The organism is Stenotrophomonas sp. yr243, assembly GCF_900184195.1.
GTDB classification, from domain to species: domain Bacteria; phylum Pseudomonadota; class Gammaproteobacteria; order Xanthomonadales; family Xanthomonadaceae; genus Stenotrophomonas; species Stenotrophomonas lactitubi.
Genome location: NZ_FXWT01000005.1, coordinates 158,233 through 176,010, shown reverse-complemented (window position 1 = coordinate 176,010; position 17,778 = coordinate 158,233). Strand labels below are relative to the sequence as shown.

Genomic DNA, 17,778 nt, shown 5'->3' with positions numbered 1-17,778 from the left:
TTCGCGTGCGAAAGGGCTCTGACCCCACCGATTGGATCGCAAACACCCTCCACGCATGGCGTGGATCTACTGACTCCATGCGTGAATCGACGGAATGCGCCGTTCAACGTTTCCCCGCGCGCCGGTACACGCCGTTGAAGCGCACGTTCATGCCGCCGCACTCGCTGTTGTCCGCCACGATCAGCACGTCCCCCAGCAGCTGCGCGTGCACCGTGCAGGTGTCTTCCACGAAGTCGACCTGGGCGCCACGCGGCACCGCCTGTGCACTCACCGCGCCGATGTTCGGGCCGCCCGGGCGTTCGGCCGGCGTCGGGTTGGCCGAGGGCCAGTAAGCATCGCCTTCCACGTGCAGCTGGCCGTCGCGCACGCGGATCCGCAGGCCGTTGTCGCTGTCCTTCCAGTCGCCCGACCAGGCCTGCAGCGTAGGGGCGGGAACCGGCACCGCCTGCAACTTGCTGCGGTCCACCCAGCCGGCACTGCCGCCCACCTTGTTCGGGAAGAATGCGCAGCGGTAACCGCCCAGATCGCGTCCGGTCACCACCGTATCGCCGCTCACCACGTAGCTGCGCTGGCGGCAGGCGGGTTCGCCCTTCGCGGGGCAGCCGTCCATGTCACCCAGCAGGTACAGGCGCGGCGTGCCGACCACCTTGGCCAGGGCAAAGCCCGATTGCTCCGAAGGAAACGCGCCATTGCGGCAGGAGCCACCATCGGTCAGCTCGCTGGCGGACGCGGCAAGCGGGCTCAGCGTCGCAAGCAGGAACAGGGTACGTAGCAGCATCCAGGCAGCCTCGAAGGGAAGGTCCGCAGGATACCGCCTACTTCTGAGGCGGTGCCCCGCAACCGTCCTGCTGCGCGCAGAACTGCAGTGCGCGCCGTTGCTGCTCGGCGCTCAGTTCCGGTGGCGGCCGCGCGATGGCCGACTGGATCTGGTCCGGGCCACCGGTGAGCTTGTTCACTCCTTTCGCGGCCGCCATCACGCCCTTGACCACGCCCATCATGATGTAGCCACCGGCCATGCTGACCTGTTCGGGCGACGGCGGCTCGCTCCAGTTGCGGCTGAAGCGGTTGTTCTCGGCCTTCAGCGGATTCTTGAAGCGGTACAGGTCCAGCGGCTGGTCGTCTTCGGGCTTGAGCGCACGCACTTCACCGAGGGTGGTGACGTTGTCCTGCGGCAGGGTGCTGGAAACCGGCGCGGTGATTGCTGCCGGTGCGTCCGCAGGGGGAGCAGGCGCAGGGTCGGGCACTGTCACCGGCGCGGCCTGCTGCGCCTGCGCGATGCCGGTCAGCAGCAGGCTGGCCAGAAGTGCTCCCTGCGTTCCACGTCGTGCCACAGCCATCCACCCTGTTGGTTGCGTCCAGCGACCAAGGATACGGATGCGGGCTTCAGATTTCGTTGGCGGTGGCACGGGCGTTCAGCGCACAGCGCGCCGCACTGAATGATTCACTCCCTCCCGTCACGGTGTCTCACATGCTGAGACCCATCTGTGGTGCCATGTGATCCCCCGAAAATCCTCTTCCCATGGCCTACGAACTCGCCAAGCGCACCGCCGATGCGGAGCAGCAGCTCGCCACCCGCGACGGCCTGCCCGCCCGCGATGGCGCCCTGCTCAGTGCACGCCTGCAGCGCCGCTACCAGGACCGCATCACCGGCAGTTTCGCCATTCCCGGCCGCGAAGGCCGCTATGCGCCCATTCCGCATTCTGTACCGCCGGCGCTGGCCGCTGCACTGAAGGCGCGCGGCATCGAGCAGCTCTACAGCCACCAGGCCGAGGCATGGGACGCCAGCCAGCGTGGCGAGCACGTGGCCATCGTCACCCCCACTGCCAGCGGCAAGTCGCTGTGCTACACCCTGCCGGTGGTCAGCGCCGCCATGCAGGACAAGGCCAAGGCGCTTTACCTGTTCCCGACCAAGGCACTGGCCCAGGACCAGGTGGCCGAACTGCTGGAGCTCAACCGCGCCGGCGACCTCGGGGTGAAGGCCTTCACCTTCGACGGCGACACCCCCGGCGACGCACGGCAGGCGATCCGCCTGCATGGCGACATCGTGGTCTCCAACCCGGACATGCTGCATCAGGCAATCCTGCCGCATCACACCAAGTGGGCGCAGTTCTTCGAGAACCTGCGCTACATCGTCATCGACGAAGTGCACACCTATCGCGGTGTATTCGGCAGCCATGTCACCAACGTGCTGCGCCGGCTCAAGCGCATCTGCGCGTTCTACGGGGTGCAACCGCAGTTCATCCTGTGCTCGGCCACCATCGGCAACCCGCGGGCGCATGCCGAGGCGCTGATCGAAGCGCCAGTCACCGCCATCACTGAATCCGGCGCGCCGAGTGGGCCGAAGCAGGTGCTGCTGTGGAACCCGCCGGTGATCAACCCGGACCTGGGCCTGCGTGCCTCGGCGCGTTCGCAGAGCAACCGCATCGCCCGCATCGCGATCAAGTCAGGGCTGAAGACCCTGGTATTCGCGCAGACCCGGCTGATGGTGGAGGTGCTGACCAAGTACCTGAAGGACATCTTCGACCACGACCCACGCAAGCCACCGCGCATCCGCGCGTACCGCGGCGGCTACCTGCCCACCGAGCGCCGCGAAACCGAGCGTGCGATGCGTGCCGGCAACATCGATGGCATCGTCAGCACCTCGGCGCTGGAGCTTGGCGTGGACATCGGCAGCCTGGACGTGGTGATCCTCAACGGTTATCCGGGCAGCGTGGCCGCTACCTGGCAGCGCTTCGGCCGCGCCGGCCGCCGCCAGCAGCCTGCACTCGGGGTGATGGTGGCCAGTTCGCAGCCGCTGGACCAGTACGTGGTGCGCCATCCGGACTTCTTCGCCGAGGCCTCACCCGAACACGCGCGCATCGCGCCCGACCAGCCGTTGATCCTGTTCGATCACATCCGCTGCGCGGCATTCGAACTGCCGTTCCGGGTGGGCGATGGCTTCGGCCCGATCGACCCGGAAGTGTTCCTGGAAGCACTGGCCGAAACCGAGGTGATCCACCGCGAAGGCGAGCGCTGGGAATGGATCGCCGACAGCTATCCGGCCAACGCGGTCAGCCTGCGTGCGGTGGCCGATGGCAACTTCGTGGTGGTCGACCGCAGCGATGGCCGCCAGCAGATCATCGCCGAGGTCGACTATTCGGCTGCCGCGCTCACCCTGTACGAAGGCGCCATCCACATGGTGCAGTCCACCCCCTACCAGGTGGAAACCTTGGACTGGGAAGGCCGCAAGGCCTATGTCACCCGCACCCACGTGGACTACTACACCGACAGCATCGACTTCACCAAGCTCAAGGTGCTGGACCGCTTCGACGGCGGCGTGGCCGGCCGTGGTGATTCGCACCATGGCGAAGTGCATGTGGTGCGCCGCGTGGCCGGCTACAAGAAGATCCGCTACTACACCCACGAGAACATCGGCTACGGCCCGGTCAACCTGCCCGACCAGGAACTGCACACCACCGCGGTGTGGTGGCAGCTGCCACAGGCGCTGCTGCTGCGCGCCTTCGCCAGCAAGCAGGATGCGCTGGATGGTTTCCTTGGCGCCGCCTATGCGCTGCATATTGTCGCCACGGTGGCGGTGATGGCCGATGCACGCGACCTGCAGAAGTCGGTGGGCAACGGCGATGGCACCTGGATCGCGATTGCCGACCAGAGCGGGCGCGGCCAGCTGCGTGGCAGCGATGGCGAGCCGGGCGCGGTGGAACTGCTGCAGGAATTCGTGCCGACCGTATACCTGTACGATAACTTCCCCGGTGGCGTCGGTCTGAGCGAGCCGCTGTGGCAGCGTCAGGCCGAGCTGGTGCAGCGCGCGCGCGAACTGGTACAGCGCTGCGACTGCAAGGCGGGTTGCCCTGCCTGTGTCGGCCCGGTGCTGGCCGCGCAGGAACAGGATGAAACCTCACCGCGTGCGCTGGCGCTGCGCGTGCTCGACCTGTTCGATGCGCAGGCCTGCCAGCACGTCGCCGACGTGGTGGTGAGCACGCGCGACCCGATGGAGCTGATCGCCCCGTGAGCCTGAGCCTGGACAAGCTGCGCCTGCTGCGGAAGCAGGCCGGTGACCCGAAAGCAACCACGCCTGCTGCACCCGCGCAGGACACGCCACCGACACTGGTTGCCGCCAACGATGCGCGACAGCCACCGGCCGAGCGTTCGGTGTTTGCCTGGGTAGAACAGGAGATCCGCCACAAGCCAACCGGCACGGCCACCACCGCGCCTGCGCCGCCAGCACTGCGACGGCCCGAGGTCGGTGGCCTGCATCGCCTGCTCGGCATGCGTTCGCGTGGCGGACCTGCGCCGGCACGCGCCAGCGCGCAGGACCGGCAGCTGCCCGGCGAAGAGATCGCGCCCGGCCTGTTCCTGATCGAGTCGCTGCTGCCGCAGCCGATTCCCGCCATGCCGCTGTCGCTGGCGTTCGCCAAGCGCGAAGACCAGCACGTGGCTGCGCGCGACCTGCTGTTCTTCGATACCGAGACCACCGGCCTGGCCGGCGGCACCGGCACCCGCGCCTTCATGATCGGCGCTGCCGACTGGCATGTGTGCCAACAGCGCGGCGAGGGCCTGCGCATCCGCCAGTTGCTGATCTCCACGATGGCCGCTGAAGAAGCGATGCTGGCCACCTTCGCCAGCTGGCTGCAGCCGCATACCGTGTTCTGCAGCTACAACGGCCGCAGCTACGACGCACCTCTGCTGAAGACGCGTTACCGGCTGGCCCGGCAGGCCGATCCCATCACCGCGCTGGACCACATCGACCTGCTGTATCCCACCCGCCGCCGTTATCGCGGCACCTGGGAGAACTGCAAGCTGTCCACCATCGAGCGGCAGCTGCTGCGCGTGGTGCGCGAGGATGATCTGCCTGGCTCGGAAGCCCCCGCTGCATGGCTGCGTTTCCTGCGCGGCGGCGATGCGGTGAATCTGCGCCGGGTGGCCGACCACAACCACCAGGACGTGGTGACCCTGGCGCTGCTGCTGCAGCGGCTGGTGCGGGAAGAGCAGCGCGAACGGGAGACGCTGGCGCTGGTTGCCGGGTAGATCGTGTGCAGTGCAACGCACCGCAGCTCCGCTGCGGCTTTTCCCTGGCGCTTCAGCCTGTAAACAGATTCCGCAGGCGTCCAACAAATCCACCTTGCGCAGGCGCGGTGCCTGGGTTGGACGTCTGGCCCGCCGCTGCGGTGATCCGTTCGGCAATGGCGTAGTGGTCCAGAGTCGACGCCAGGTGCGCGGCCAGTTCGTCCACGGCAACCAACAGCCGTTCCATGTCCTGTTCCGGGTCTGCATGGAACCAGTCGATGGTGAACTTCAGCGTTTCGCCGAACTGCTGCTCCAGCGGCGGCAGTGCCAGGCTGCGCAGCTGCATCAGCGAACCACTCCTCGCAGCATCGCGCACCCACCAGGACAAGAACTCAAGCGCTAGCCACCCTTCCGCGCCATCGTTCAGGTCGAACTCGATACCGATCAGCAGCTCATGGGGCAAGCTGCCTTCGCTACGCCGCAGCACGGCCAGCGGCAGGTCTGCATAGGGCAATTGCGACAGTTCGCCTACGGCCATCTCCGACAGATCATGCTTGGTCACCGACGCGCTGCGCACGCCAGGAATAGACGACACCACATCGGCCAATCGCTGGACACGCTCAACCATGGGTTTGCACCTCGGATTTCCTGGGGGGGAAGACACTAACCGCTGCCCGCACAGGCTTCAATCAGATCGGTCGTGGGCACGGTGGCGTGCGTTGCGGTGCTTGCGCGGTACGGATTCAGGCCGCGTTGACACCACTGACACACGTCCCGGCGACACTGCCGCTACCGAACGTCACCCAGGAGTATTCCCATGCGTCGATCCTCCCTGTTGCTGCTTGCGGCCATCCTGCCGCTGGCGGCCTGCAGCCATGCCGGTGGCAACGCCCCCGCCGAGGTCGGCAGCCTGCCAGCCAAGGTGTCCGATGGCCCGCAGGAATGCAGGCCCGATGCGTTGGAAGCCTTCACCGGCAAGGTCGCCGACGAAGCGACGATCAAGAAGCTGGTGGCCGACAGCGGCGCGCGCAATGCACGCGTGGTCAAGCCGGGCATGGCGGTCACCATGGACTTCCGCCAGGACCGCGTGACCGTGCAGGTGGACGCGCAGAACCGCATCGAGCGCGCCAGCTGCGGTTGATCCGGGCCCTTCGGGTAGCGCCGGGCCATGCCCGGCGACTTCCCTTGCCAACTGCACCGCTGCGCTCGCCGGGCGTGGCCCGGCGCTACCGCACGATCAGAGCCGCTCGGCCTTGCCGCTGGCCAGCGCGCGCGCGATTACCTGCTCTGCCTGCTTCGCGGCCTGCACCTGCAGGCGTGCCTGACGCTCGCCCAATGCCGCCTGCTTGCTGCCCAGCACGGCCTGCTGGCTTCCCAGCGCAGCCTGCTGACCGGCGAGACGGCTCATTTCGCGGCTGCGCTCGGACTGCAGCGCCTGGTTGCGGGCAACCTGTGACGCCCGCTGTGCTTCAGCCGCAGCCTGCCGCGCAATCTTCGCATCGTCCACCGCGCCACGGGTGGCCCGCGCCGCTTCGGCTGCCGCTTCGCGGTTGATGTCGCGATCGTTGATCGCACTGCGTGCAGCCCGTGCGGCGGCAAGGGCGATCTCACGTGCCTCTTCACCCTGCAGCCTGCCCAGCTCGCCCTGCTCGCGGCCGAGCTGGCCCTGCTGGCGACCCAACGCACTCTGCTGGCGCCCCAGTTCGCTCTGCTGGCGGCCCAGATCGGCGGCGCCGGCATAGGCACGCTGCAACGACTGGATCAGCATCGGATCGCGCACGACGTAGCGCTTGTCGCCTTGACGGAACCACAGCGCCGGGCCGTCGCCAATCCGGCTGCGCGCCTGCATTACATCGTCCATGCCGGCATTGGCGAACGCTTGACCATGATCGACCAGCACGAAGGCCTGCTGCGGTGGCGTGCCGAGATCGAGCTGGCCATGGGTGACGATGGTCACTGCCGCGTCCACATCCACGTTGAGGTCAGCAGTCTCCTCAGGGCCGGCCGGCTCGGCAGGTTCCTCCACCTCGGCCTCGGCGGGGTCTGCCGCCTCGGCCCGGTCGGTCGGCTCTGCAGGTACCGCCGCGGCAGGCGGCGCTGCGGGAGCTGCTGGTGCTGCGGGCGGCGGCGGCGCCGGCACAGCGCGCGGCGGTGCCGGCGGCGCGGGCGGGACCGGAGCGGCAACCAGGCGCATCGGCGCCACACCCACGGCCAACACGACCAGGGTCAAGCCAACGGCCAGCAGGCGCGGGCACGCCCGGTGCGACTGCAGCGAGAGCAGGCGGCGCTTGAGGCTGGTGGTGCTGGGCGCTGCGCTGGCCACGCCGAGGTGCGGCTGCGGCGCCACACCCAACTGCAGCAACAGGCGGCCATAGGCATGGCGGCTGGCACCATGCTGGCCGACCACGGCCGCATCCACCGCTTCCTCACGGGCCTGGGCATATTCGCGCACGGCCAGGCGCAACAGTGGATGGAAGAAGAACAAGTGCTGGGCCAGGGCCGGCAGCAGTCCCCATTGCAGGTCACGACGCTGCAGGTGCTGCAGTTCGTGGGTCAGCGCCAGATCCAGCGCATCGCCCTGCAGCGCGTTCATTCCCGCCGGCAGCAGCAGCACCGGACGGAACGGCCCGACCAGCTGCGGCGCGTCGACCTGGTCGCTCATCCACAGGCGCGGCGCGCTGCGCAGGCCGTGCGCATCAGAGGCCAGTTGCAGCGCCTGCACCAGCGCCTGGTCCTCGCACGGATACGACGCCGCCAGCAGCGCGCGGCAACGGCGCCATTCGCCGAAGGTCCGCAACGGCATCAGCAGTACGCCGGACATCCACAGCGCGGCCAGTGCCAATGCCCACCAGGCCACCGGCGTGCTGCCGACATCGCCCATCGGCGTGTTCGCCAGCAGGTGCGCCGATGCCTCCGGTGCCATCGTATACATCGCGCCCGCGGCAAGATCCACGGTCGTCATTGCCACCGCATCGGGTGCGGGCAGCCAGGCCAGCTGCAGCGGCTGGCTCCACAACAGGCCGACCACGGCCTGCAGCGACACCAGCCACCACAAGCGGCAACGGGTGGCCGCCGACAGCGTCGGCAGCGTGCGGCACAGCAGGTACACCAGCGCCACCAGCAGCACGGTCTGCAGGCTGGTCCAGCCCAGCCGCTCCAGCATCGGAATCAACATCGAGGTATCCATGGCTCAGTCCTCCTGGCGACGCGATTGCAGTTCGGCCACCAGCGCTTCCAGTTCGGCCAGTTCGTTGTCGCTGACCTTCTGCCGCTGCGACAGGTACGCCACGAATGGCGAGACCGAGCCCTGCAGCGTGTTGTCGACGAACTGGGCGACGGCGCCCTGCAGCACGCTTTCCGGGCCGCGGGTGGGCTGGTAACGATAGACGCCCTGCTGCTGCCGGCGCTGCAGGTAACCCTTGGCGCGCAGGCGTTCCATCATCGTCAACACGGTGGATCGAGCCAGTCCGCGCGGTTCGCCATAGCCGCTGGCGACCTCGCCGACGCTGGCCGGCGCCTGCTCATCCACATACTGCAGCAGGGCCAGTTCCTGGTCCCCGATGGTCTTGCCACGCATGACAACACTCCCTTGACTACACGTGTCGCTACTGTTGCCATGACGACACCTGTAGTCAACCCCCCGGAAGTCATGGGCCGACGAACGGTAGGGCGCGCGGCCGGCTTAAACCTTTTACGCCGCACGCGCATCCGATCCCTGGCCTGTCTCCTGCGGCAGCCGTCATCGCCGCCGATCTTCCTGCCCTCCGGGATCCCGCATGCCTCGCCAGACGCTACGAACCCTGCTCATGATCATCAGCCTGCTGCCCTTCGCCGCCGTCTCCGCCAACCAGGACCAGGCCAACGACCAGACCCGCCGTTTCATCCGCCAGACCATGCAGGAACAGCGCATCCCCGGCCTGCAGATCGCCGTGGTCAAGGATGGCCAGGTGGTGCTGTCGGAAACCTACGGGCTGGCCAACGTCGAGAACGGCGTGGTCGCCACCCGCAGCACGCGGTTCCCGCTCAACTCGGCCACCAAATCCTTCACCGGCGTCGCTTTGGCGCAGCTGGCACAGGACGGGCGGGTGGATCTCGACGCGCCGGCCTCGCGCTATCTCGACGACCTGCCCGCGCGCTGGCAGGCGGTGCGCGTGCGCCAGCTGCTCGCCCACACTTCCGGCCTGCCCGACATCCTCGATGCAGAAGGACTGCTGGGCGGTGGTTCTGAACAGGACGCATGGCAGGCAGTCCGCGCGCTGCCGGCAGAGGCCGCGGCGGGCGAGCGCTTCCAGTACAACCAGACCAACTACGTGCTGCTGGCGCGGATCATCGCGCAGCAATCCGGCATGCCCTACGAACGCTTCCTGGCCACCCGCCAGTTCTCCACTGCGCGCATGGCACGCACCACGTTCGGCGACAGCTACGACCTGATCCCGGATGCGGCGACGATGTACAGCTACCTGCCACGCGCAACCGATGCGAAGGATGCGACGCCACGGCTGTCGCACTGGTTCTACGACATGCCGCCCAGCCTGTGGGCCGGGGGCGGCATCCTCACCACGGCCGATGACACCGCGCGCTGGTTGGTTGCATTGCAGGATGGACACCTGCTGGAGCGGCGCGCGACGCAGCAGATGTGGACGGCCGAGCGCCTCAACGATGGCAGCGCCGGCGACTGGGCCGCAGGCTGGCCGGTGTTCAACACCACGCCCGACCTGCAGGTGGGTGGCATGGGCGGCGCGCGCTCGGCCTTCATCGTCTATCCCGAGCGCGGCCTCGCCGTTGTCGTGCTGACCAATCTGGTCGGCGCCAATCCGCAGCAGTTCATCCCGCGCATCGCCGGCTTCTATTCCGCCGCGCGCTAACCGCGCGGCCCGCCCATCACCGGCAGGATCACCCCGCTGATGTAACTGGCGCAGGCCGGTGAGGCGAGGAACACATAGGCCGGCGACAGTTCTTCGGGCTGCGCCGGCCGGCCCATGTCGCTGTCCTTGCCGAACTCGGCCACGTCCTTCGCCTGCTTGTCGGCGGGATTCAACGGCGTCCACACCGGGCCCGGCGCCACGCAGTTGACCCGGATGCCGCGTGGCAACAGCTGGCTGGCCAGCGCCTTGGTGAACGCATGGATCGCACCCTTGGTGGCCGAGTAATCGATCAGTGCCTTGCTGCCGAACAGGCCGGTTTCCGAACCGGTGTTGATGATGCTGGCACCCTCGCCCAGATGCGGCAGCACCGCGCGCGCCATCTGGATGTAGCCGCCGATATTGGTCTGCAGGGTTTCCTGCAGGTGCGCGTCTTCCAGGTCTTCCAACCGTTCGCAGTGCAGCTGGAACGCCGCATTGTTGACCAGGATATCGATGCCGCCGAAGGCCTTGGCCACCTGTTTCACGGCCTTGTTGCAAAAGCGCGGATCACGCACGTCACCGGCGATCACCACGCAACGGCCGCCCTCCTTCTCCACGTGCTGACGAGTGAGCTCGGCGTCCTTGGCTTCGTCCAGATGCAGCACGGCAACATCGGCGCCTTCGCGGGCGAACAGTACCGCCACCGCGCGGCCGATGCCGGAATCGCCACCGGTGACGATCGCGCGCATGCCCTGCAGCTTGCCGCTGCCGACGTAGTCCGGTGCGAGGAAGCGCGGCGCCAGTTCCAGTGCGTGCTCATGGCCGGGCTTGGCCAGTTGCTGCGCCGGCATCGTCTCCGGTTGCCGGCGCGGGCCGGCCTGGGTGACGGTCTTCTTGGTCGCCTTTTTCGTCGCCTTCTTCGCCGCGCGTACATCCTTGGCTTTTTCCTGATCCTGCAGGCGCCGCTGTCGCGCTGCGACACGCGCTGCGCGGGGATCGGAAGCGGCCGCCTTGCGGGTGGCGGTCTTCACCACGCGCGGGCGCTCGGACGTGGTGGCTTCGGCGTCGGCTGGCGCGGCCTGGGTGCCTTTGCGCACCTTCGGCGATGCCTTGCGGCGGGCGGGGGTCTTCCTGGTGGTGGCCCTGCAGGTCTCCTCGGGGGGATTGGGGTTGCCGGCCAGCGGCCGGCACTACCGGGGCGCGTGCGCCGCAGTACCGGGGGCGGCGTGCGCCGCTCGTGCAGTGTCTCCACGCGACCTGTTGGCGGCAGTGAGCGCACCGTGTCCATCGCGTGCACGGCATTCATTCCGCCACCACGCGTGTCGTCGCACCCTGCAGGCCACAACACGAGGAACGTCCCCCATGAAACATGCCATTGCCACCGCCGCCGTCTGCTTCGCTCTCGCCGCCTGCAGCAGCACCCCCGTCGCCCAGATCCAGCCCATCGATGGCGTGATTTCCGGCCAGTGCCATTCGGACATGGTGCGCGGTGCGGTCGGCCTGGCAGCATCGGATGCCACCGTCGAGCGCGCCCGCGTCGACAGCGACAGCCTGCACGTGCAGGTGCTGCGTCACGACGGTCCGCGCGTGCCGCCGGCCAGCGAAGGCGGTGAGCGCCTGACCATCGAAAAGGGCGGCACCAACAACATCACCGCGATCTACTGCGGCTGACCTGTCTTGCGGCTGAGGCGCCGCGCCCGGCGCAGCACCTTCAGCGTCGCCAGTTCCCACTGCCGCGGGCCGCGCAGGCCCGCCAGCGAGGCCAGTTCGCCGCGCTCCCAACCGGCGAACACGCAGGGATCGATGTAGGCCTTGCGACATACCGCAGGGGTATTGCCCAGCCGTGCCGCCACCTGGCACACCACTTCGCGCTGCGCCTTGGCCAGCGCGCGCTGGCTGGCCGGTTCTGGCAGCTCGGTGGCGGCGAAGGTCTGCACGGCGGCCAGCGTTCCGCCCCAGGTACGGAAGTCCTTGGCGGTGAAGTCTTCGCCCATCACCTCGCGCAGGTAGTCGTTCACCGCGCCGGAATCCACCGGCTGCACCTCGCCCGCGTCGTCGCGGTACTGGAACAGGGCCTGTCCCGGCAGCTGCTGCACGCCGCGTACCAGCGCGCCCAGCCGACGGTCGCCCACCGTCACCTCATGCAACTGGCCGGACTTGCCGCGGAAGCGCATGCGCACCCGGCCGCCCCGAAGCAGATCCAGGTGACGGTTGCGCAGCGTTGTCAGGCCGTACGACTTGTTCTCCTGCGCATAGGTCTCGTTGCCCACCCGCACCAGCGTGTCTGCCAGCAGCGCCACCACCACCGCCAGCACCTTCTCACGCGGGAAGCCACTGCGCTTGAGGTCGCGGCCGAGGCGCCGTCGCAGCGCCGGCAACGCTTGGCCGAAGGCGATGATGCGGTCGAACTTGCCGGCATCACGCACCGCTGCCCAATCGGCGTGGTAGCGGTACTGCTTGCGCCCGCGCGCGTCGCGGCCGGTGGCCTGCAGATGGCCGTTGGCATGGGCACAGATCCACACCGCGGTATAGGCCGGGGGCACGGCCAGCGAGCGGATGCGCTGCAGCGTGGCGGCATCGCGTATGGCATGACCGTCGGCATCGCGATAGGAGAAGCCTTTGCCAGCGCGGACGCGGCTGAAACCGGGCTGGGTGTCATCGACGTAGCGCAGGCCGGCGGCGCGCGCGGCCTGGCGTTCGGGTGTAGGGGTGGCGGGCATGCCGTCAGTCTGCCGATCGGCGCGGCGTGGCCACGTCAATAACGCAAGACAAACACGTGAGGGTGGGTTCGCCGCTATGCTCGGCCTTTCACCGTCCCTTCCATTCCGGAGTCATGATGTCGTTCCCGATCCGCGCCCGTTCCCTCTCCGCCCTGCTGCTGCCGGCCGTGCTGGCCCTGACCGCCTGCCAGGCGCCGTCGCTGGATGAGCAGGACTCGGCCACCGCCCACGCACAGCAGGCCGCCGAGGCTGCCAAGGCGCCGGCCGACGAAGCCGGCAAGGCCACCGAAGCACCGCCGGTCGGCAACTGCGACGCCAGCCAGGTGCAGAGCCTGGTCGGCCAGGCCTATACCGAAGCACTGGGCAAGCAGGCCCAGGAAGATTCCGCCGCGACCCAGCTGCGCGTACTGCACCCCAATGACGTCACCACGATGGAATTCGTGGGCGACCGCCTGAACATCGAGGTGGACGCAAAGGACGTGGTCAGCGGCGTTCGCTGCGGCTGACCCATCCCGCGCCGGCAAGCGTTTGCCGGCGCTTTGGTTGCGCCTGCAACCGTGTATTGCGGCGTTGCAGCAACCTGTGATCTAGTCGAGGCATCCGGTGGCCTCACGATGCGCTCCAGGGATTGGGCGGGCAGGAGTGTCCCCGTTCATTTCAATCTGCATCGAGGTAGAGATGGCCCCCCGCAACCGCCAAGGGCTTTACGACCCGCGCTCCGAGCGCGATGCCTGTGGATTTGGCATGGTCGCCCAGCTCGACGACCAGCCTTCGCGCCTGCTGGTCGATACCGCCATCGCCGCGCTTTCGCGCATGACCCACCGTGGCGGTGTCGCCGCCGACGGCCTCACCGGTGATGGCTGCGGCCTGCTGCTGCGCCGCCCCGATGCCTTCCTGAAACTGCTGGCCAGCGAAGCGGGCATCGCCGTCGGCGCGCGCTTCACTGCCGGCCTGGTGTTCCTGCCGCACGAAGCCGACGCCGCGCAGGCCTGCCGCACACAGCTGCAACAGCAGATCGAGGCGGTCGGCTGCAAGGTAGCCGGCTGGCGCGAGGTACCGACCGACGACAGCGTCTGCGGCCAACTGGCGCGCGACACCTTGCCGCGCATCGAACAGGTGTTCGTCGATGCCGGCGTCGGCCTGGATGACGCCGGCTTCGGCCTGGCCCTGTTCCTGGCCCGCCGCCGCAGCGAACAGCTGCTGCGCGCGCATGCCGACTACTACGTCACCACGCTCAGCCCCAACGCCATCAGCTACAAGGGCATGGTGCTGCCGGACAAGCTCAGCCGCTTCTTCCCGGACCTGCAGCGTCGCGAACTGGCCTCCAGCGCCATCGTGTTCCACCAGCGCTTTTCCACCAATACGCTGCCGCGCTGGCCGCTGGCGCACCCGTTCCGGATGCTCGCCCACAACGGCGAGATCAACACCATTGAAGGCAACCGCCGCTGGGCGCAGGCACGCAGCAAGGTGTGGAAGACGCCGCGCTTCGACATCGGCGAATTCGACCCCGTCATCTCCATGCACGGCTCGGATTCGCAGAGCCTGGACAACATGCTGGAACTGATGGTTTCCGCGGGCATGGAGCTGATCCAGGCCCTGCGCATCCTGGTACCGCCGGCCACGCAGTCGCTGGAATTCAAGGACCCGGACCTGGCCGCGTTCTACGAATTCCACGGCCTCAACAGCGAACCGTGGGACGGCCCGGCCGGCATCGTCGCCTGCGACAGCCGCTACGCGGTGTGCACCCTCGACCGCAACGGCCTGCGCCCGGCGCGCTGGATGCTGACCGCCGATCGGCACTTCCTGGTCGCCTCCGAAGCAGGTGTGTGGGAAGTACCGACCGAGCGCGTAGTGCGCAAGGGCAAGCTCGGCCCGGGCGAGATGATCGCCATCGACCTCAAGCGCGGTGACCTGCTCGATTCGGAGGCCATCGACCGCATCAACCGCGGCCGTGCGCCGTACAAGCAGTGGCTGCAGCAGGGCGTCACCTACCTGCAGACCGAACTGATCGACCCGTCGCTGGTGGAAGAACCGTTCGACGAAAGCACCCTGCGCAGTTACCACAAGCTGTACCAGCTCAGCAGCGAGGAAGTGGAACAGGTGCTGCGGCCGCTGGCCGAGACCGAGCAGGAAGCCACCGGCTCGATGGGCGATGACACGCCGATGGCCGTGCTCAGCCAGCGCAGCCGTCCGCTGTACGACTACTTCCGCCAGGCCTTCGCGCAGGTCACCAACCCGCCGATCGACCCGCTGCGCGAAGACTGCGCGATGTCCCTGTCCACCCAACTCGGCAAGGAGACCAACATCTTCCATGCCGGCCCGGAGACGGTGAACCACGTCATCCTCAACTCGCCGGTGCTGAGCCAGCGCAAGCTGCGCCAGCTGCTGAAGATGGACCAGTACGTGCAGGCCAACCGCCTGCTCGACCTGTCCTACAGCGACGACGAAGGCCTGCGTGCGGGCATCGAACGCATCTGCGCCGAAGCCGAACAGGCCGCGCGCGATGGCATGGTGATGCTGCTCCTGTCCGACCGCTACCCGGTGGCCGGGCGGCCGATGGTGCATGCGCTGCTAGCCACCAGTGCGGTCCACCACCACCTGTCGCGCCTGGGCCTGCGCTGCGACGTCAACCTGATCGTCGAGACCGGCACCGCGCGCGACGCGCACCACATGGCCTGCCTGCTCGGCTTCGGTGCCACGGCGGTGTATCCGTACCTGGCCTACCAGACCCTGTTCGACCTGGGGCGTCGCGGCATCCTCAAGCTCAGCAAGGGCGGCGAGCAGTCGCAGATCGGCCGCCGCTACCGCAAGGGCATCTACAAGGGCCTGTCGAAGATCATCTCGAAGATGGGCATCTGCACCGTGGCCAGCTATCGCGGTGCGCAGCTGTTCGAGATCATCGGCCTGGAGCTGGAGGTCGTCGACCTGTGCTTCCCCGATACCGCCTCGCGCATCGGTGGCGCCGGTTTCGCACGCCTGGATGCCGATGCACGCGAACTGTGCGCGCAGGCCTGGGATGCGCAGCAGGGCGTGGATGTCGGCGGCCTGCTGAAGTATGTGCACGGCGGCGAATACCACATGTACAACCCGGACGTGGTGACCACCCTGCAGCGTGCGGCGCGCAGCGGTGACGCGCGTGCGTGGCAGCAGTACTGCGATGCCGTGCATGCGCGCCCGCCCTCAGCGCTGCGCGACCTGCTGCAGCTGGTGCCGGCGGCCACGCCGACACCCTTGGACGACGTCGCACCGGCCAGCGAGCTGTTCCCGCGCTTCGATACCGCAGCGATCAGCCTCGGTGCGCTCTCACCCGAGGCGCATGAAGCGCTGGCGATTGCGATGAACCGCCTGGGCGGCCGCAGCAATTCCGGCGAAGGTGGCGAAGACCCGGCGCGCTATGGCACCGACAAGCGCAGCAAGATCAAGCAGGTGGCCTCCGGCCGCTTCGGCGTCACCGCCGAATACCTGGTCAATGCCGAAGTGCTGCAGATCAAGGTCGCGCAGGGCGCCAAGCCCGGCGAAGGCGGCCAGCTGCCCGGGCACAAGGTCAATGAACTGATCGCACGGCTGCGCTATGCCAAGCCCGGCATCGGCCTGATCTCGCCGCCGCCGCACCACGACATCTACTCCATCGAAGACCTGGCGCAGCTGATCTACGACCTCAAGCAGGTCAACCCGACCGCGCTGGTGTCGGTGAAGCTGGTCAGCCATGCAGGCGTCGGTACGATCGCTGCCGGCGTGGTCAAGGCCGGCGCTGACCTCATCACCATTTCCGGCCACGACGGCGGCACCGGTGCGTCGCCGGTCAGTTCGATCCGCTATGCCGGCGTGCCGTGGGAACTGGGCATCGCCGAGGCGCACCAGGCGCTGGTGGCCAATGACCTGCGTGGGCGCACCCTGCTGCAGACCGACGGCGGCCTGAAGACCGGCCTGGATGTGGTCAAGGCGGCGCTGCTGGGTGCGGACAGCTTCGGCTTCGGCACCGCGCCGATGATCGTGCTGGGCTGCAAGTACCTGCGCATCTGCCACCTCAACAACTGCGCCACCGGCGTGGCCACCCAGGACGAACGCCTGCGCGAGAACCACTTCACCGGCCAACCCGAGCGCGTGGAGAACTTCTTCCGCCTGCTGGCCGAGGAAGTGCGCGGCTGGCTGTCGGTGCTGGGCGCACGCTCGCTGCAGGAGATCGTCGGCCGTACCGACCTGCTGCGCCAGCTTGAGGTCTCGCCACGCGAAGACGTGCGCGTGGATCTGTCGCGGCTGCTGGCCGACGCCAGTTACCCGGGCAGCCACTGCGCCGCACAGCGCCTCTACGAATCACCCGACAGCCTGGCCACGCAGATGGACGGCCTGCTGGCCGAAGCCATCGAGCACAAGCGCGGCGGCGAACACCGCTTCCTGATCCACAACACCGACCGCAGCATCGGCACCCGCCTGGCCGGCGCCGTGGCGCGCGCGCATGGCAACCAGGGCATGGCCGAATCGCCGCTGGAACTGCGCTTCCGTGGCAGCGCCGGGCAGAGCTTCGGTGCTTTCAACGTCGGCGGCCTGCACCTGGAAGTGGAAGGTGAAGCCAACGACTACGTCGGCAAGGGCATGGCCGGTGGCCGACTGGTGGTGCGTCCGCCGCGTGGCGCACGCTTTGAGGCACGCAGCACCGCGATCATCGGCAACACCTGCCTGTACGGTGCAACCGGTGGCGAGCTGTTCGCCGCTGGCCGCGCCGGTGAACGTTTCGCCGTGCGCAACTCCGGCGCACTGGCGGTGGTGGAAGGCGCAGGCGATCACTGCTGCGAGTACATGACCGACGGCGTGGTGCTGGTGCTGGGCAAGGTCGGCCTCAACTTCGGTGCCGGTTTCACCGGCGGCCTGGCCTACGTGCTGGATGTGGACCGCGATTTCGTCGACCGCTACAACCACGAGCTGATCGACATCCATCGCGTGTCCGCCGAAGGTTTCGAGAACTACCGCCAGCACCTGCACCGCCTGATCGGCCGTCATCGCGAGCTGACCGGCAGCATCTGGGCGCAGCAGATCATGGACGAATTCCGCGATTACATCGGCAAGTTCTGGCTGGTCAAACCCAAGGCCGCCAGCATCGAGTCGCTGACCGAAACCCTGCGCCGCGCTGCATAACGGTAGTGCCGGTCGCTGGCCGGCAACCCAGGATCACGTAGTGCCGGCCGCTGGCCGGCATCCGGAAAACACCACAG

General features: G+C 68.0%; 14 protein-coding genes. 7 read left to right on the top strand and 7 right to left on the bottom strand.

Going from position 1 to position 17,778, the window contains the following annotated elements; genetic code table 11:
- Positions 1-103: 103 nt before the first annotated feature.
- Positions 104-778, bottom strand: a complete 675-nt coding sequence (locus tag QOL57_RS20015) for a hypothetical protein (protein WP_089241763.1) — start codon at positions 776-778, stop codon at positions 104-106.
- Between the two features lie 37 nt (positions 779-815).
- Complete coding sequence (locus QOL57_RS20010) at positions 816-1,337, bottom strand: hypothetical protein (RefSeq protein WP_089241765.1); 522 nt, start codon at positions 1,335-1,337, stop codon at positions 816-818.
- Positions 1,338-1,519: 182 nt separating this feature from the next.
- On the opposite strand from QOL57_RS20010, the gene QOL57_RS20005 reads away from it, so the two are divergent.
- Both QOL57_RS20005 and QOL57_RS20000 read left to right on the top strand, forming a co-directional pair.
- The gene (locus QOL57_RS20005; protein WP_089241767.1) at positions 1,520-4,009 is read left to right on the top strand and encodes a DEAD/DEAH box helicase; all 2,490 of its coding nucleotides are present in this window, start codon (positions 1,520-1,522) and stop codon (positions 4,007-4,009) included.
- Entirely contained in the window at positions 4,006-5,025 is a 1,020-nt protein-coding gene (locus QOL57_RS20000; protein ID WP_089241769.1) for a ribonuclease H-like domain-containing protein, read from the top strand. Before QOL57_RS20005 ends, QOL57_RS20000 begins: the two co-directional genes overlap by 4 nt.
- Positions 5,026-5,077: 52 nt before the next feature.
- On the opposite strand, the gene QOL57_RS19995 is transcribed toward QOL57_RS20000, so the two are convergent.
- The gene (locus QOL57_RS19995; RefSeq protein ID WP_176429897.1) at positions 5,078-5,632 is read right to left on the bottom strand and encodes a hypothetical protein; all 555 of its coding nucleotides are present in this window, start codon (positions 5,630-5,632) and stop codon (positions 5,078-5,080) included.
- A gap of 189 nt (positions 5,633-5,821) precedes the next feature.
- Between QOL57_RS19995 and QOL57_RS19990 the strand changes: the two genes are divergently transcribed.
- A complete protein-coding gene (locus QOL57_RS19990; RefSeq protein ID WP_089241771.1) occupies positions 5,822-6,145 on the top strand; it encodes an I78 family peptidase inhibitor in 324 nt (107 codons plus the stop codon).
- A 96-nt stretch (positions 6,146-6,241) separates the two neighbouring features.
- Here the strand turns inward: QOL57_RS19990 and QOL57_RS19985 are convergent, their stop codons facing one another.
- Both QOL57_RS19985 and QOL57_RS19980 read right to left on the bottom strand, forming a co-directional pair.
- Entirely contained in the window at positions 6,242-8,191 is a 1,950-nt protein-coding gene (locus QOL57_RS19985; RefSeq protein ID WP_089241773.1) for a M56 family metallopeptidase, read from the bottom strand.
- A gap of 3 nt (positions 8,192-8,194) precedes the next feature.
- A complete protein-coding gene (locus QOL57_RS19980) occupies positions 8,195-8,581 on the bottom strand; it encodes a BlaI/MecI/CopY family transcriptional regulator (protein ID WP_025876036.1) in 387 nt (128 codons plus the stop codon).
- Between the two features lie 229 nt (positions 8,582-8,810).
- Here QOL57_RS19980 and QOL57_RS19975 point away from each other — a divergent pair, with 229 nt between their 5' ends.
- Positions 8,811-9,869, top strand: a complete 1,059-nt coding sequence (locus tag QOL57_RS19975; RefSeq protein WP_089241775.1) for a serine hydrolase domain-containing protein — start codon at positions 8,811-8,813, stop codon at positions 9,867-9,869.
- Here the strand turns inward: QOL57_RS19975 and QOL57_RS19970 are convergent.
- Positions 9,866-10,945, bottom strand: a complete 1,080-nt coding sequence (locus QOL57_RS19970) for an SDR family oxidoreductase (protein ID WP_089241777.1) — start codon at positions 10,943-10,945, stop codon at positions 9,866-9,868. The genes QOL57_RS19975 and QOL57_RS19970 overlap by 4 nt on opposite strands.
- Positions 10,946-11,210: 265 nt before the next feature.
- Between QOL57_RS19970 and QOL57_RS19965 the strand changes: the two genes are divergently transcribed.
- Entirely contained in the window at positions 11,211-11,519 is a 309-nt protein-coding gene (locus QOL57_RS19965; RefSeq protein WP_089241779.1) for a hypothetical protein, read from the top strand.
- Here QOL57_RS19965 and QOL57_RS19960 read toward each other — a convergent pair.
- Entirely contained in the window at positions 11,507-12,568 is a 1,062-nt protein-coding gene (locus QOL57_RS19960; RefSeq protein ID WP_089241781.1) for a DNA topoisomerase IB, read from the bottom strand. The genes QOL57_RS19965 and QOL57_RS19960 overlap by 13 nt on opposite strands.
- A gap of 116 nt (positions 12,569-12,684) precedes the next feature.
- Here QOL57_RS19960 and QOL57_RS19955 point away from each other — a divergent pair, with 116 nt between their 5' ends.
- Both QOL57_RS19955 and gltB read left to right on the top strand, forming a co-directional pair.
- Entirely contained in the window at positions 12,685-13,074 is a 390-nt protein-coding gene (locus QOL57_RS19955) for an I78 family peptidase inhibitor (protein ID WP_089242032.1), read from the top strand.
- 172 nt (positions 13,075-13,246) lie between these two features.
- Positions 13,247-17,701, top strand: a complete 4,455-nt coding sequence (gene gltB, locus QOL57_RS19950; RefSeq protein WP_089241783.1) for a glutamate synthase large subunit — start codon at positions 13,247-13,249, stop codon at positions 17,699-17,701.
- Positions 17,702-17,778 lie beyond the last annotated feature (77 nt).

Bases quoted from the DNA above. Each gene is read 5' to 3' on its own strand.
- QOL57_RS20015 (WP_089241763.1), bottom strand. From the start codon at position 778: ATGCTGCTACGTACCCTGTTCCTGCTTGCGACGCTGAGCCCGCTTGCC.
- QOL57_RS19965 (WP_089241779.1), top strand. From the start codon at position 11,211: ATGAAACATGCCATTGCCACCGCCGCCGTCTGCTTCGCTCTCGCCGCC.
- QOL57_RS19960 (WP_089241781.1), bottom strand. From the start codon at position 12,568: ATGCCCGCCACCCCTACACCCGAACGCCAGGCCGCGCGCGCCGCCGGC.
- gltB (WP_089241783.1), top strand. From the start codon at position 13,247: ATGGCCCCCCGCAACCGCCAAGGGCTTTACGACCCGCGCTCCGAGCGC.
- QOL57_RS19990 (WP_089241771.1), top strand. From the start codon at position 5,822: ATGCGTCGATCCTCCCTGTTGCTGCTTGCGGCCATCCTGCCGCTGGCG.
- QOL57_RS19980 (WP_025876036.1), bottom strand. From the start codon at position 8,581: ATGCGTGGCAAGACCATCGGGGACCAGGAACTGGCCCTGCTGCAGTAT.
- QOL57_RS19985 (WP_089241773.1), bottom strand. From the start codon at position 8,191: ATGGATACCTCGATGTTGATTCCGATGCTGGAGCGGCTGGGCTGGACC.
- QOL57_RS19995 (WP_176429897.1), bottom strand. From the start codon at position 5,632: ATGGTTGAGCGTGTCCAGCGATTGGCCGATGTGGTGTCGTCTATTCCT.
- QOL57_RS20005 (WP_089241767.1), top strand. From the start codon at position 1,520: ATGGCCTACGAACTCGCCAAGCGCACCGCCGATGCGGAGCAGCAGCTC.
- QOL57_RS20010 (WP_089241765.1), bottom strand. From the start codon at position 1,337: ATGGCTGTGGCACGACGTGGAACGCAGGGAGCACTTCTGGCCAGCCTG.
- QOL57_RS19975 (WP_089241775.1), top strand. From the start codon at position 8,811: ATGATCATCAGCCTGCTGCCCTTCGCCGCCGTCTCCGCCAACCAGGAC.
- QOL57_RS19955 (WP_089242032.1), top strand. From the start codon at position 12,685: ATGTCGTTCCCGATCCGCGCCCGTTCCCTCTCCGCCCTGCTGCTGCCG.